This window comes from Klebsiella sp. LY, assembly GCF_004010915.1.
In the GTDB taxonomy this organism is placed as follows: Bacteria; Pseudomonadota; Gammaproteobacteria; order Enterobacterales; family Enterobacteriaceae; genus Klebsiella; species Klebsiella quasipneumoniae.
Genome location: NZ_CP022444.1, coordinates 3,836,207 through 3,852,042, shown reverse-complemented (window position 1 = coordinate 3,852,042; position 15,836 = coordinate 3,836,207). Strand labels below are relative to the sequence as shown.

Genomic DNA, 15,836 nt, shown 5'->3' with positions numbered 1-15,836 from the left:
TGAAATGAAAATTTTAAAACTATGCGGTAACAGAATTTTGACAGACATCTAACATTGCTGCATAAATGAGCGAAAAATGAGAGGCAGACAACGCTTTAAAGCGATCGCCCCCGGTGGGGTTGACATTTACCCGCCGGGGAAATCCGTGTTGTCAGGAAGGGAGGCGCCGCACGCCTTAGTCCACGTTCTCGGCGCTGTAGAGGATAAAGTCGACTTTCCCGTCGGCATAGGTTTGCGGCTGATAGCCGGACTCCAGATGGCGCAGCATCAGGTCGATCGCCAGCTGGGCGTGCTGGCGGGTGTTCTGATCGAGCGTTAACGCCAGGCTGCCCCGGGCCAGCTGCTTGCGGGTGGTATTGTAGCGCTCATGGGTGATCCAGCAGACGTCGCTTTCGCGGCGGTGGCGAGCCAGCGCCTCGGCTATCTGAGTATTGCCAAGCCCGGTGTTATAGATCCCGACAATATGCCGGCTGCGGCACAGGGCCTGCTCCAGCAGGCGGGTGATCTGCTCCCGCCGCTCCTCGCCCGCCAGCACCTCATTTAGCTGCAGGTGGGGAAAGCGCTGGCTCAGCACCTCGCGGAACCCCTGGATGCGCAGGCGATGCGCGCTGTAATCCTCCCGGCCGCTCACCATCAGCACCTCCCCGGGCCGCGGCGTCATTCTCCCCATCATTAACCCCGCGGTGCGGCCAGCCTGCAGCTGATTGATCCCGACGTGGCAGAGCCGGTCGGCGCCGGGCAGATCCGTCGCCAGGGTGATGACGGGGACGCCCGCTTCCCGGCAGCGGCGCAGCGCGTCATGCACCACAGGGTGGTCATTGCCGAAGACGATGATCCCCTGACGCTGCTGGCAGCTGCGCATAATGCGCCGGGCCAGGGTCGCCGGCTGCGACTCCGGGACAAAGGTGCGGTGCAGGGTCAGACGGCGATAGCCGAGGCTATCCGCGACGGCGGCGAAATCCTGCGCCAGCTGCGGAAAAAAGAACGAGTCATTGCTGCTGAGAAAGAGCTCAATCTGCCACGGAAAGCGGTGCTCCTCCGGCAGGATCCGCTTCAGCCCCGCCTCCCGCGCCGCCTGCAGCACTTTGCGCGTGGTCTGCGGCGATACGCCGCCGCGTTCGTTCAGCACCCGGTCCACAGTGGCCACGCCGACGCCAATCTGTCTGGCCAGCATCGCCAGTGACATGTTTTTCATCGCCCCTCTCTTCAATGATGGAAATACATCAAAACGGCAGTGTCAGTGAGTTTAGCAAACCGATTATGGTGGCACCGTCCCTTCGCCATTCTGGAGAAAAATAATGAATTGCAAACGTTTTGCCCTGGTAGGCAGTGGTTTTATCGGTCAGGTTCATGCCGCCAGCCTCGCCCGTCATGACGGGAGCGAGTTGACGATGGTAGCCGATGTCGCGCCGGAGCGCGCCCAGGCGCTGGCCGCCCGCTATGGCGCCCGGGCGGTGACGGTGAGCGAGGCTCTCCGTAGCGACGCCATCGACGCTGTGCTGATCGCCAGCTCGACCCCGTCGCATGCCGAACTGCTGGAAGCCGCCGCCCGGGCGGGCAAGGCAGTCTATTGCGAAAAACCGATCGACCTCTCCCTGGCGCGCGCCCGCGAGGTGGTGGAGCGGGTGCTTCCCCTGAACGTGCCGGTCACCGTCGGCTTTAACCGGCGCTTCGACAGCAGCCATCAGCAGCTCCGCCGCCAGCTGGAGCAGGGCGCGATCGGTCGGGTGGAGCTGGTGCAGATGGTCTGCCGCGCCTCCAGCATGCCGCCGCTCGACTATCTGCGCAGCTCCGGCGGTCAGATGCGCGATCAGGCGATTCACTTCTTCGACCTTCTGCGCTTTCTCACCGGCGATGAAGTGCATACCGTGGCGGCGATGGGCGCGGCGCTGGCCCTGCCGGAAATCGCCGAATTTGGCGATGTTGACACCTCCATCCTGATGATGCAGATGCGCGGCGGCGCGCTGGCGCAGCTGGACAACACCCGCCGCACCGGCCACGGGTATGATGAACGGATCACCCTGCTGGGCGCAGAGGGCGCGCTGGAGTCCGGCAGCCAGTCGCCGGTGGGCCCTACCCTGTGGCGCGGCAATCAGCGCATTGAGCCAGGCCTGTGGCCGGACTGGTTCAGCCGGGTGCAAGGATCTTATTACCAGCATCTTGACGCCTTTATCCGCGCTCTGAATGGCGAAACCGTGGCCGACCTGCCCGGCCTGGTGGACGGCCTGCAGGCGCAGGCGATTGCCGAAGCGGCCGTTCAGTCTCTGCAGCGCGGCCAGTTTGTCGCCGTCGACGACTGTCGATGAGGGGTTGCGTGGCACCAGCTATCAGGCTCTGAACCTGCCTTTATGCCGGGCGGCGGCAACGCCTTGCCCGGCCTACATAACACAGGCATTAATCTGCTTTAATATCAAACGGTTGCATAGATACCCCAGGCCCGCGCAAGCGCCGCGCCGCCGGGCAAGGACGGCAGGCACCGTGCGCGTCCCGGTGCCGGGCAATGGCGGACACGCTCGTGCGGCCTGCAAACCAAAGCCCGGCCGGCCCCTTAGCGTTCTTCGTTAAACACCGCGCCCACCTGGCGCCGCACCTCATCCATCACCTGCAGATTCTGCAGCACCTGACTGAGCGGCCGCAGCGGCGAGTCCCGCAGCCCCTGACCGATGCACCAGGCAAAATGCTCCGCCTGCCAGAACAGCTGGTCGTAGCGATTGCGCGGCTCTTCCCAGCGCAGCGCCTGCCCGCCCTGGCTGGCGGCGAGGGTGAACCCGCCGGGGGCGTAAAACTGACCGTCGATCGTCAGGGTCGCCTGGCGTCCGGCCACCACTGCCCCGCCCGGCGTGTTGCTGAACAACGTCGTGTTTAACAGCCCCTGCATCCCGTTCCGCCAGCTGAACAGCATCGACGTCTGGCCGTTAAGCCCCTCTGCCGTCGCGCTGCCGCGGGCGACAATCTCCTGCGGCATGCCGCCCACCATTAGCGCAAACGAGGTCAGATAGCTGCCGAGGTCCATCATCGGCCCGCCGGCAAGGTCGGCATTAAAGATGCGGTGGTCGGTAGTAAAATACTCGCCGTGATCGGCCAGCAGGGTATGCAGGTCGCCGAGTACCCCATCCTCCAGCAGCTGGCGGATCACATCATACTTCGGCGCGTAATCGCACCACATCGCCTCCAGCGCCAGTTTTCCCTGGCGGGCGGCTTCGGCCTGCAGTTCACGTCCTTCGCCAAGGTTGAGCGCGAAGGGCTTCTCAATCAGCACGTGTTTGCCCGCCTTCAGCGCCTGCATGCCGTCGGGAAAGTGATGGTTGTGCGGCGTCGCAATATACACCGCATCAATATCCGGACGCGCCAGCATCTCCGCCACATGGCCGTAAGCCTGGGGGATCCCCCATTCCGCAGCTACCCGGTCGGCCTTCGCCTGGCTGCGGGAGGCAACGGCCACCACCTGCTGCCGGCTCTGGGTTTTCAATGAGTGCACAAAGCGCTCGGCGATCCAGCCTGGACCGATGATGCCCCAGCGCAGGGAGGGAATGCTCTGCGCCGCCGGGCGGCGCGGGGTCGGTAATTGTGAGGGAAACATAACGGCTCCTTAATCCTTAACCACGTTAACCCAGCGACGGCTGACCATTGAGGCTTCAATCGCCGACAGCACGCGCTGATTCTGTAAACCAAATTCAAAGCTGGGATAGCAGTCGTCGTCCCCGCAAATCCCCTGCACCAGGTCATGCACTTCAATCACCTTGACGTCAAAATAGCCCAGCCCGCCGCCGCCAAAATCGAAGCCGAAGAAGCCGGCATAGGCCGGGATCTGGCTCCCGGCATACAGCGTTTTAAAGCCGCGGTCGTGTTTGTCATCGCGGAAGCGATAGACCTGCAGTTCGTTAAAGCGCTCCCCGTCCATATACAGCGTGCCTTCGGTGCCGGAGACCTCCCAGAACACGCCGAAGATGCGCCCGGCGGCGATGCGCGAGGCCTCAATCACCCCCGCGGCGCCGCTGTCGAAATTGACCAGACACTGAACCTGATCGTCATTTTCCACTTCCCGCCACTCGGCATCGGCCGCGACCCGGCTGGCATACCCGGCATCGGTCTGCGGTACCGGACGCTGGCGCAGACAGGTTTGCGCGCTGGCGGTCACTTCACGGATCCCGCCCATCAAAAACTGGGCGACGGACAGGGTATGGGCGCCGAGGTCGCCAAGCGCCCCGCTGCCGCCGAGGGTTTTCGAGCAGCGCCAGGACCAGGGCAGGTTCGGGTCGTTATAAAACCCCTGATCAAAGGTGCCGCGAAAGCGCACCGGTTCGCCAATATCGCCCCGGGCGATAATCTGCTTTGCCAGCAGCGCCGCCGGGGTTTTGATGTTGTTAAAGGCCACCATGGTCTTCACCCCCGCGCGCCGGGCCGCCTGCGCCATCTCCTGCGCCTGCTGCTCGTTAACCGCCAGCGGCTTCTCGCAATAGACATGTTTACCCGCCGCGATCGCCGCCATCGCCATCGTGTAGTGCAGATGGTTCGGCGAGGTAATATCCACCACGTCCACCAGCGGATCGTTCACCAGTTCGCGCCAGTCACCGTAAGCCTTCTCCGCCCCCAGCTTCACCGCATGACGTTCGGCCAGCGCCTGATCCTGATCCGCCAGCGCGTAAAGATAGGGGCGCTTCGGCAGATCGGGATAGAACATGGCCGCGCGACGGTAAGCGTCGGCGTGCGCCTGGCCCATAAAACCGGAGCCGATGAGACCAATATTTAACCGCGCGCTCATGATGCGTGCTCCTCTGATGATGAAGGGGACGAGAAATGGTGCGCCAGCCAGGCGAAGGCGCGGCGGGCGGTGGCCAACGGCGGCGCCATCGCCGGGTCCTGCTCGGCTTCGATAATCAGCCAGCCGCGGTAGTCGCTGTCGCGGGCAAAGTCGAGGATCGGCGCATAGTCGATGCAGCCGTCGCCTGGGATGGTAAACAGCCCGGCGCGCACCGCCTCGTTAAAGCTCAGGTTTTCGCGATACAGGCGCCCCAGCACCTGCGGACGGACGTCTTTCAGATGCAGATGGCGGATACGGTGACCATATTTTTCCAGCACGCGCGGGATATCGACCCCGGCGACGAAGGCGTGTCCGGTATCAAACGCCAGCCCGACGTTGTCATGGGTCTGTGACAGAAACCGCTCCAGCTCGTCGTCGTGCTCCACCAGCATCATCAGGTGATGGTGATAGGCCAGCCGCAGACCGTAGTCCCGCAGCAGCAGGTCGGCAAAGGTATTCAGCTTATGGCAATACACCGTCAGACTGACGCGGCTTAACGGCGGTGAGAGCGAGATCGGCTCATCAAGCGGCGTTTCACCGGGCAGCTGCCCGCACTCGCCATAGACCATGACCCTGGCGGCGAGCTGCTGCAGGAGCTGCGCGTGGCCCCGCACCGCCTCCAGCTCCGCTTCCACGCTGCGGTCAGCCAGTAAGCCGCTGTACCAGCCGGACGCCAGCCGCAGGTCAGCCGCCGCCAGCAGAGGCCCCAGCGTCTCCGCCTGGCGGGGAAACTTGCGCCCTAACTCAATGCCCTGAAATCCCGCCTCCCGCGCCTCGCGCAGACAGGTGTCGAGAGGGATATCGCCGCCTAAATCCTCCAGCACATCGTTGGTCCAGCACAGGGGGCTAATGCCCCACTGCAGGTGCTCTGTCGCCATGTTTATCTCCTTTTCAGCCAGTCGTCTGGTGTGCCGTCACTATAAGCAGGCGACGACCAGCGATGAAAACGGAGAAATGATGGAAATCCATCATTGCCGCGGGCGGAATATCCGTTGTCGCCAGTAGCCCTGGAAAATTAATGGAAATAATGCTTGCCGCAGGCTTATTTTGCAGATAAAAATTACTGGCTTAATAACCCGTTTCAGAGGTTATCCCTTTCATTCGAAATATGATGATAGCAATATGAAAAAACTCAATACCGCACCAGCGCGGGCTTTAGCCCTGCGCCCAGGCCTGGCCTGCTGTTATTTGCGTAAGTGACAAATAATCGCTTTTAAAACATCAATTACTTAACATTCTCTCTGCAATAATATGACAAGCAGCGGGAAGATACGGTGATAAATAAAATCAGGGTAATGATGTTTTTACAAATAAATAACCCTTCGCCTTTCTGCTCATTATTTGTCAGGAATGGCTGCGGTTATATTTATTCTGACGCCCCCGGAGAATACACCAATGTGTATCAACCTTTTTGACAATGCGCGCCGCTATCGCTATGAGAAACAATAAGATGAATAAGACCTGGCTTTTCACCACCCTCACCCTGGCGCTGGTCGCCGCCGCGCCGGCCCACGCCATTAGCGCGAAATACCGGGAGCAGCTTGAACGCTCCGGCTGTACGCAGATGACCGACGGGACCACCTGCGATATTCATAAAACCAAAGCCGAGAATGCCGCCGCCGCGCAGCAGGCCAGCAGCGGCTTCGGCCCCTGGCTGGGCACCTGGTATGTTTATACTGAATATGGCGATAAAATTGATGAGATTACCGTCACCGCTAAAACGGTGAAAACTCATGGTCATCTGGTGGAGGACGCGAAAGCGAGCCAGGGTAAGCTGACTTTCCGGGTGAAAAACTCAACCTTTACTCTCAACGACGCCTTTAACGGCAACTGGACAAACGGCAGCCAGCGCGGCACGTTGCAAAAAATAGAGTAAACTCCCTGCTCCCCGGCGTGGGCACACCATGCCGATAGACTGCGGTGACCGGTTCGTCCGGCCAGGCAAGCAATGTGATGTGACTCATGCGGGGAGACCTCCCGGCGCGGGCCGGGAGGGAGTGCAACAGATTACTTCTGCGGACGCATGGCCGGGAAGAGGATTACGTCGCGGATGGTATGGCTGTTGGTAAACAGCATCACCATGCGGTCGATACCGATGCCCAGACCGGCGGTCGGCGGCAGGCCGTACTCCAGCGCGGTGACGTAGTCTTCGTCATAGAACATCGCTTCGTCATCGCCCGCCGCTTTGGCGTTGACCTGATCCTGGAAACGCTGCGCCTGATCTTCCGCATCGTTCAGCTCGCTGAAACCGTTACCGATTTCGCGGCCGCCGATGAAGAACTCGAAGCGGTCGGTGATTTCCGGGTTCACGTCGTTGCGGCGCGCCAGCGGGGAAACTTCCGCTGGATATTCAGTGATAAAGGTCGGCTGGATGAGGTGCGCTTCCGCCACTTCATCGAAGATTTCGGTGACAATGCGCCCCAGACCCCAGCTTTTCTCTACCTGAATGCCGAGAGATTCCGCCAGCGCTTTCGCCGCGTCGAAGTTATCCAGATCCGCCATGTTGGTTTCCGGACGATGTTTTTTGATCGCCTCGCGCATGGTCAGTTTTTCAAACGGCTTGCCGAAGTCAAACACCTGGTCGCCATACGGCACCTCGGTTTTGCCCAGCACCGTCTGCGCCAGGGTGCGGAACAGCGACTCGGTCAGTTCGATCAGGTCTTTGTAGTCCGCGTACGCCATGTACAGTTCCATCATGGTGAACTCTGGGTTATGACGTACCGAGATCCCTTCGTTGCGGAAGTTACGGTTGATTTCAAACACGCGTTCGAAACCGCCGACCACCAGACGTTTCAGATACAGTTCCGGCGCGATGCGCAGGTACATATCGAGATCGAGCGCGTTGTGATGAGTGATAAACGGACGGGCGGACGCGCCGCCAGGGATCACCTGCATCATCGGGGTTTCCACTTCCATAAAGCCGCGGGCCACCATGAACTGACGCATGGTCGCGAGGATCTGCGAGCGGATGCGGAACGTATGGCGCGACTCTTCGTTAGCGATCAGATCCAGATAGCGCTGGCGATAGCGGACTTCCTGATCCTGCAGGCCGTGGAATTTATCCGGCAGCGGGCGCAGGGCTTTGGTCAGCAGGCGCAGCTCGGTGCAGTGGATGGAGAGTTCGCCGGTTTGCGTTTTGAACAGCTTGCCGCGGGCGGCGATGATGTCGCCGAGATCCCATTTCTTAAACTGTTCGTTGTAGACGCCTTCCGGCAGGTCATCGCGGGCCACGTACAGCTGGATACGGCCGCCGACGTCCTGGAGGGTGACGAAGGAGGCTTTGCCCATCACGCGGCGGGTCATCATCCGGCCGGCCACCGCAACTTCAACGTTCAGGGAAGCGAGTTCATCGTTATCCTTCGCATCGAATTCAGCGTGCAATTGGTCAGAGGTATGATCGCGACGGAAATCGTTGGGGAAAGCTACGCCCTGCTCACGCAGCGCAGCCAGTTTTTCGCGACGAGTTTTCAGTTCATTATTAAGGTCAATGGCCTCATCGGCACCTTGTGCTTGTTGTTCAGACATATGGGTTCCTCATAACCTTGCTTTCAAACTAGCTTCGATAAATTGAACCAGGTCACCCTTCCGCGCGGCCTGTCTCCGGCTTTACACCGAAGAACAAGAGTAACGAATCTGGCTTCACTTCAAGCTGATCTCACTCAGCTATGCCTTCACTAACGGTATTTTTTATCGTTGGCCTCCGCGCCTGCCAGAATATCCTCCTCCTGTTCACTACGCTGTGCAAGGAGCGGCTTTGCGCTCCGCTGTTGATGGGATACCCCCGGTCGCGCTGCGCTTACCGGGGCGATAAATCGCGCTGGCCGATAGCCCGCCGGGACGCGCATCAGGCGCCGCCGCCGGGAAGTTCGCCAGCCGCCGCGCGGCGTTTGCCGACGCTACAGGCTGCGGCAAAGGCGATAATCACCATCACCGCCACGCAGCCGAGGGTCCATTCGCCCATCTGCGAGAAAAAATGCTGATAGGCGGCAATCGCCGTATCGCTGATTTGCGATTCGGTGGTCTGCTGGGCGACCACGCCCGCCAGCCAGTTGGCCACCGCGCCGGTGGCCAGCATGTAGATCCCGGTCAACACCCCGGTGACGCCGGGCATGTTCAGGCGGGTGATTTGCGCCATCGCCACCGGGTCGATAAACAGTTCGGCAAAGCCCATCATCGCCAGCCCGGCGACCATCATGCCCATCGAAGCCTGACCGTCAGCGGCGCCGTGGCGGGCATTAAGCGCCAGCAGCATAAAGCCGCCGCCCATCAGCAGCAGGCCGAAAGCGAATTTCAACCAGACGCGCAACACCGAACGTACGCTGCCTTCCGGGCGCATCAGCCACGCCAGTACCACGCCGGCCGCCATCACCGCCACCGCATTAACCGACTGGAACAGCGCCGTCGGCACCTCCCAGTTCAGCAGGCGGCGGTTAACAAAGTGGTCGATAAACAGGCTAATCGAGCTCCCGCCTTGCTGAGCCAGCACCCAGAACAGCGTCCCGGCAAGCATCAGCAGGACGATCTGCCATAGCGCGCGACGATGCTCGGGCGCTTTGATCATGATCCGCGCCACCATCTGGGCGGCAAACAAGCAGACGATCGCCAGCAGATAGCCGGACCAGTTGTTTTGCAGTAGCAATGTGAAGAACACCGGCGCAAGGCACAGCATCACCAGCAGCCAACCCCAGGTCGGCAGCACGAATTTCACCGCCCGCAGCGCCGGTTTATCGACGCCGCGGGTATGCCGGAAATGGCGGCTGCCGCTTAAGAAAATCATCAGTCCGATGAACATACCGATTCCCGCCAGGGCGAAGCCGATATGCCAGCCGTACCACTGGGCCGCCAGCCCGCAGGCGATGGGCGCGGCGATGGAGCCGACATTGCCGGCGGCGTACAGCAGCGAAAAGCCGCCGTCGCGACGCGGATCGTCGTGGGCGTAGAGTTCGCCAAGCAGGCAGCTGATATTGGATTTGAACAGGCCATAGCCGCAGATAATGATCGCCAGCGCGACGTACAGGCTCCATGCGGAGGTCGACTCAACGCCCAGCACCACGTGGCCGAGAGTCATCAACAGCGCCCCGGCAATCACCGCCGTGCGGTTGCCAAGCAGGCGGTCGGCAAGCCAGCCGCCGAGAATAGGGGTAACGTAAACCAGAGATGCGTAAGCGCTGAACAGGCTGATGGCGTGGCTGTCGTCGAAGCCAAGCTGGTGGGTGAGGTAGAGGATGAGTAAGGCGCGCATGCCGTAAAAGCTGAAGTACTCCCAGATCTGGATCGCAACGATGTAGTAAATCGCGCGCGGCTGTGAGGGTGTTTTCATGTGTTCTCCTTGCAGCGTGAAAAAGGGAAGTGGCAAGCCACTTCCCTGGTGTGCGTCTATTACTTGTTATTCTCTTCTTTCAGCACTTTAACGGTGTAACGACCATCCGCCTGACGATAGGCGCCGTGGATATCGGTTTCGAAGCCCGGGTAGTGGGCGCCGATTTCGCACAGCATCTGCAGGAACTCCAGCACCGGACGGCTCTCTTCGGTGATCATTTCACCCGGCATCACCAGCGGCACTCCCGGAGGATACGGCAGGATCATGTTGGCGTTGACGCGGCCGACCATCTCTTCGAGGTACACTTCTTCCGTCTGACCGTGCAGCTCTTTCTGGAACGCGGCATACGGGGTCATCACCATCGATGGCAGCACTTCGAAGGCGCGGAACATCAGATCCGGCAGGTTGTGGTGCTCAATCAGTTTGTGAATGTTCTGCGCCAGGTCCTGAATACGCATGTTCTCATAGAATTCAGGATCTTCACGGTACAGCGACGGCAGCATGTTTTTCACCCGCAGGTTCAGGTCGAACGCGCGTTTGAAGTCGGTCAGCGCACGCAGCAGGCTCAGCGCTTTGGTTTTGTCGATACCGATGCTGAACAGGAACAGCAGGTTGTACGGACCGGTTTTCTCCACCACGATGCCGTGTTCGTCGAGATATTTCGCCACGATGCTTGCCGGAATACCGAAGTCATCCATGGTGCCGTCTTTCTTCATCCCCGGGGTCAGCAGCGTGACTTTGATCGGGTCGAGGTACATGTGTTCGTTATCGATGTTTTTGAAACCGTGCCATGCGCTGTCAGAGCGCAGCGGCCAGCATTCAGGGCCGTCGATATGTTCCGGCTGCCATACGTCGAAGAACCAGCCGTCAGACTCGCCTTTCAGACGTTTGATCTCTTTACGGAACTTGATGGAACGTTCGATAGAGCCGTCGATCAGGCGCTTACCGGCGTTGCCTTTCATCATCGCTGCCGCGGTTTCGGTGGACGCCACGATCCCGTAGTGCGGGGAGGTGGTGGTGTGCATCATGTAGGCTTCGTTAAAGGTCTCTTCGTTAACGTCGCCTTTCACGTGGATCATCGACGCCTGAGAGAACGCCGCCAGCAGTTTGTGCGTGGACTGGGTTTCGTAAATCACTTTCCCTTCGACGCGGCCGCCGCTCATCCCGCATTTGCCTTCATAGATCGGCGAGAAGTTGGTGTAAGGCACCCACGCGGAGTCAAAGTGGATGGATTTCACATCCAGGGTTTTCTTGATGAAGTCAGTGTTGTACAGCAGACCATCGTAAGTCGAGTTGGTGATCACCGCGTGTACCGGCCAGGTCGCGTTCGGCGTCTCTTTCACACGCTTGGCGATAGTCGCGTGCTGAAATTCGCTCTGCGGAATACCGCCGAGGATACCGTAGGCGTTACGGGTCGGACGGAAGTAGATCGGCGTAATGTCGCTCATCATCATCAGGTGAGTCAGCGATTTGTGGCAGTTACGGTCAATCAGCACGGTGCTGCCGGCCGGCGCGGAGTACATACCGACGATTTTGTTGGCGGTAGAGGTACCGTTGGTCACCATGTAGCTGCGTTCTGCGTTAAAGACGCGAGCGATATACTCTTCCGCTTCTTTGTGCGGGCCGCTGTGGTCCAGCAGGGAACCCAGTTCAGAAACCGAAATCGAGATATCGGATTTCATGGTGTTGGAGCCAAAGAAATCGTAGAAGATGCTGCCTACCGGGCTTTTCTGGAAGGCGGTACCGCCCATGTGGCCCGGGGTACAGAAGGTGTATTTGCCTTCACGCACATATTTGAACAGCGCTTTGGTCAGCGGCGGCAGAATGGTGTCGATATATTCGTCAGTGTTCTGTTTGATTTTGTTCGCGATATCTTCCGCAGCGCCCAGCGCATATTCGAAGAAGCGAACCTGCATGCGCAGATCGTTCAGGCTAACGTCCAGCGTGGAGTAGGTGTTAGCGAACGCATACAGCGGCATGTACTCGTTCATTTTGCTGATTTCTTCGCACAGCTCGAGATTGTATTTATCCCAGTCGAAGATCACGCCGCACAGACGAGAGTTGTTTTCGATCAGTTTTAATAAGTCGTCACGGTCGTTCGGGTAGACAATGCGGAAGTCCAGGCGTTCGAGAGCACGATGCAGTTCACGGATGGGTTCTTCTTTGAAGTAAACCCCCATGTGATTCATGATTGCAATAACGTTCATAGTCAAATCTCCAGATGTAGAAAGCCCCTCCCGTCGCGCTATGACAGGTGATGGAAGGAGCCTCAGGAAAAAGGGTTACTGATTAGTGCGCGTTAGCGGGGCTGTTGCTATCCGATGTGTTGTTCTGGCGCTGGTGCATTTTGCGACCGTAGAACATCAGGATAATCAGGCTAACGATAAAGGTGCCGGCCAGTTCGAAGGAGCTTGCGCCCATCAGCGCGATGAAGCAGAACACGCAACCCAGTACCGAACAAATCAGGCTGACAAAGTTACGGATGTTGATGCCTTCAAAACGAATCAGGTCAACACAGGAGTAGAAGTAAGGCAGCATGGTCAGCAGTACCGCGATACCGGTCAGTTCGCCGAACAGGTCAGAGGCTTTACCACCGGCGGAGTTCATCAGGGTAATCAGCACCATCAGCGCGGTCATTTTCACTGCGGCCAGCAGCAGGCCTTTTTTCGGGATACCGTTGCTATCAACTTCGCCATACACTTTCGGGAAGTTGCCGTCGTTGGCGGCGCGGACACCGGCCTGGCCAACCAGCATCATCCACGAGCCCAGAGAAGTCAGGCAGGCAAAGGCGGTGAAAGCGGATACCATCGGCGCAGCCCAGCCGCCGAGAATAGTAGAGGCGCTAATCGCGAACGGCGCACCCGACGCGGCCATCTGAGAAGCAGGATACATACCGGCGATAACCTGAGTCGCGGCGATATAGACGATACCGGCCATCGCAGTACCCAGCATGGTAGCCAGCGGTACGGTACGTTTCGGGTTTTTCACCATCCCGGTACTCACGGCGGCGGATTCTACGCCAACGAAGGCCCACAGGCAGAGCAGGATACTTTTAATGACCGCGTGGCTATCGGTGGAGCTGGAGGTGTTCCAGTTCGCCTGATAGGTAGCGACATCAAACCAGTGCCAGCCGACGACCGCGGTCATCACCACTGGAATAAGCACCAGCACCAGACCAATGGTGGTCAGACGGCTGACCCAGGTCCCGCCGAGCATATTAACGAAAGTAAAGATCCACACGATGGCAATACAGGCAATCCCTGCTGGCACCGGGTTATTTAAAATGGGGAAGAACGTAGACAGATAAGAAACCGCGGTAATCCCGATAGCCAGGTTACCAATCCAGTTTGCATGATAATAAAGCACACCGGTCTGGAAACCGAATGCCGGAGATATTTCCCCTGCGTAAGCAATTGGGCCACCCTGCTGCGGGTTTTTAGTGGCCAGTCGGGCATAAACATAAGCCAGAGACATCGCACCAATAATTGAAATCACCCAGCCCCAAATGGCAATACCACCGATGCTGGCCAGGTTCGCAGGTAATAATGCAATACCGCTCCCCATCATATTACCGGCGACAACACCGGTACAGGCAAATAGCCCGATCTTCTTGGCAGAACTCATGGTTGTTTTTCTCCTAAGTTTATTTGGGAGGTACAGATCATGATACAGAACCATTAATTGACCCGACCAACTGCCAACAAGATTACTGATTTGTACGAGATAAGTCCTAAAGATAAAGTGAAATAACAACAAACATCAGACAAATGATATTTTGACCTTTTTCGCTTAACATATAAACATGACAACAGGGTGTCATAAAAAGATAAACATTGTTGTTTTACATGCACTTAAACCAGATGCAGTGTGTTGCCGAACTGTTATTTAAAGCCTACTGAATGCTAAATACAAATAACAACAAGAGGCTTCATGAGAAACATAAATTTAACCTCATCATGCCCAAAACCTTGTACACGATGAGGGTTTACTTATTCTGAAGAGAGGAAATTATCGAGATACGGAACCACCCGGTTGACCGACGTCTGGAAAACCCCGTTTTCAATCCAGTACAATGTGTCTCCCCCGGGGCGTAAATTAAACGCCGTAATGTAAGAATCTGCTGCCAGCCGGTTCTCACCTTTCATCTCATAGACTTTGCCTAACAGCACATAATTCAGCCACGACATCTCTAAATCGATCGCACTGTTAATCGCGGTATTCGCTTCATCGACTTTGCCCTTCCCCAGCAAATCCACCGCTTTTATTTGATAATAAATCGCCATGTCTTTAATACCTGGCATCTCCCCTACCCGCTCAACTTCGCTGTAGAGGGCTGCCAGCTGTTTATCATCCAGCGGCTGTTGCGAATGGCGTAATACATCCACCAGCGTCTTTTCGGCATACGCATAAATAAAATCAGGCGCCCGTTTAATCACGTCATCCAGCAGGCTGCTGGCCTTGCTTAATGAGTCAACATCGCCCTTCATTAACAGCTGATGCGACTGGTAGAAATAGGTTAACGCCACGCTTTGCGAGGGTTGATACTGCCTGAGCATCGCCTGCATCCGCGCCGGCCACGGCTGCGTCAGGGCATCCGACAGGCTGTTCATCAAATCGTTCTGGATGGTGAGCTGGTTGTCATTGGTCACAAAGTAGCGCTTATCGAGCATCGTCGAGCTGTCGGCATTATCCACCAACTGTACCGACATAAAGCACTGCTGCGCCCGGTAGTGGCGCTGATTGACGAACTCAATGGTTAGCGTTTTACCGGAACTGCTCGGCTCATTGATGTTGTAGTCCGTTTTGTCATGCACCATAAAGGTCGAGAAGGTGTTCAGCGAGGTGGTGATCAGGCTGGCCAGGCCGACCGCGTAGGAGTGCTGCGACGACCAGTTGGTGCAGGAGTTACCATTCACCAGGTGGATATCGATATCGCGCGGATTAAGCAACAGGCGCGCCTTGTTGACCGGCGGCCGCGATTCCATGCTCGACAGCGCCACCAGCGCCACGCAGGTGCCCAGCGCCAACAGGAACAGTCCCCACACCAGGGCGGTGGTGAGCCGTTTACGCACTGACGGCGCGCTGGCCACTGTCGGAGCGGGAGCTGGCACGGCGGGATCGGCGGCGGAGACGGGCGCATCGGGCGGCGCACCGGCAGCCGGCGGCGCGGTCGCGGCGACCGAAGGCGAAGGCGTCAGCGCCTCCATCTGTGGGGCGAGTTCCTCCCCTTCTTCGGTGCACCAGATCACCGGCACCGTGAGCTTATACCCCCGTTTGGGTACCGTCGCGATGTACTCAAGGCTAACGTCGTCGCCGTCTTTGAGCGACTTGCGCAGTTCAGAAATACTCTGCGTGACGACGTGGCTGGTCACAACGTTCCGGGTCCAGACGTTTTCGATAAGCTCGTCCCGACTAAGCACTTCCCCCGGATGGCGAGCGAAAAAGACCAGAAGGTCGATTAAACGCGGTTCAAGGGTAAGCTGGCGCCCCTTCCTGCTGATTTGGTTTACAGAGGGGGTTACCAGCCATTCACCGACGCGAACAACAGGTTGTAGCATACAAGAAAGCCCCAGACAAAAAGGGAAAGGCGCGATGATAACACATTTGTCCTACCTATTTTTGCCAGGGGTCACTCCCTCAGGCATTAGGTTGGAATTCGCCTTTTAGCGACAATAAAAAGCAATATTTCATTAACATCGTGATCATCAAATTCAT

At 58.1% G+C, this 15,836-nt stretch carries 11 protein-coding genes; 2 read left to right on the top strand and 9 right to left on the bottom strand.

Features of this window, described 5'->3' with window-relative positions; translation table 11 throughout:
• Positions 1-175: 175 nt before the first annotated feature.
• On the bottom strand, positions 176-1,195 hold the full coding sequence (locus CE636_RS21855) for a LacI family DNA-binding transcriptional regulator (RefSeq protein ID WP_025999106.1): 1,020 nt from the start codon (positions 1,193-1,195) through the stop codon (positions 176-178).
• A gap of 103 nt (positions 1,196-1,298) precedes the next feature.
• Between CE636_RS21855 and CE636_RS21850 the strand changes: the two genes are divergently transcribed.
• A complete protein-coding gene (locus CE636_RS21850) occupies positions 1,299-2,306 on the top strand; it encodes a Gfo/Idh/MocA family oxidoreductase (RefSeq protein ID WP_004202399.1) in 1,008 nt (335 codons plus the stop codon).
• Between the two features lie 242 nt (positions 2,307-2,548).
• Here the strand turns inward: CE636_RS21850 and CE636_RS21845 are convergent, their stop codons facing one another.
• From CE636_RS21845 to iolE, 3 genes are read right to left on the bottom strand one after another with little or no spacing between them, the layout of a single operon-like run.
• The gene (locus CE636_RS21845; RefSeq protein WP_017898807.1) at positions 2,549-3,580 is read right to left on the bottom strand and encodes a Gfo/Idh/MocA family protein; all 1,032 of its coding nucleotides are present in this window, start codon (positions 3,578-3,580) and stop codon (positions 2,549-2,551) included.
• Between the two features lie 9 nt (positions 3,581-3,589).
• The gene (locus CE636_RS21840) at positions 3,590-4,762 is read right to left on the bottom strand and encodes a Gfo/Idh/MocA family protein (RefSeq protein WP_004202397.1); all 1,173 of its coding nucleotides are present in this window, start codon (positions 4,760-4,762) and stop codon (positions 3,590-3,592) included.
• Positions 4,759-5,679, bottom strand: a complete 921-nt coding sequence (gene iolE / locus CE636_RS21835) for a myo-inosose-2 dehydratase (protein ID WP_017898808.1) — start codon at positions 5,677-5,679, stop codon at positions 4,759-4,761. Before iolE ends, CE636_RS21840 begins: the two co-directional genes overlap by 4 nt.
• Before the next feature lie 572 nt (positions 5,680-6,251).
• Here iolE and CE636_RS21825 point away from each other — a divergent pair.
• Positions 6,252-6,677, top strand: a complete 426-nt coding sequence (locus CE636_RS21825) for a hypothetical protein (RefSeq protein WP_025999107.1) — start codon at positions 6,252-6,254, stop codon at positions 6,675-6,677.
• Positions 6,678-6,808: 131 nt separating this feature from the next.
• On the opposite strand, the gene lysS is transcribed toward CE636_RS21825, so the two are convergent.
• The 5 genes from lysS to cadC all read right to left on the bottom strand — a co-directional run bounded on the left by lysS (position 6,809) and on the right by cadC (position 15,679).
• A complete protein-coding gene (gene lysS / locus CE636_RS21820; protein ID WP_004202393.1) occupies positions 6,809-8,326 on the bottom strand; it encodes a lysine--tRNA ligase in 1,518 nt (505 codons plus the stop codon).
• Between the two features lie 319 nt (positions 8,327-8,645).
• Positions 8,646-10,121: a dipeptide permease DtpD gene (gene dtpD / locus CE636_RS21815; RefSeq protein WP_004202391.1), complete on the bottom strand. Its 1,476-nt coding sequence runs from the start codon at positions 10,119-10,121 to the stop codon at positions 8,646-8,648.
• Positions 10,122-10,180: 59 nt separating this feature from the next.
• Positions 10,181-12,328 carry a lysine decarboxylase CadA gene (cadA, locus tag CE636_RS21810; protein ID WP_002892486.1) on the bottom strand — a complete coding sequence of 716 codons (2,148 nt, stop codon included), beginning with the start codon at positions 12,326-12,328 and terminating at the stop codon, positions 10,181-10,183.
• A gap of 82 nt (positions 12,329-12,410) precedes the next feature.
• Positions 12,411-13,745, bottom strand: a complete 1,335-nt coding sequence (gene cadB / locus CE636_RS21805) for a cadaverine/lysine antiporter (protein WP_017898811.1) — start codon at positions 13,743-13,745, stop codon at positions 12,411-12,413.
• Between the two features lie 365 nt (positions 13,746-14,110).
• Positions 14,111-15,679 (bottom strand): lysine decarboxylation/transport transcriptional activator CadC, encoded by a 1,569-nt coding sequence (gene cadC, locus CE636_RS21795; RefSeq protein WP_017898812.1) that lies wholly within the window; start codon positions 15,677-15,679, stop codon positions 14,111-14,113.
• Positions 15,680-15,836 lie beyond the last annotated feature (157 nt).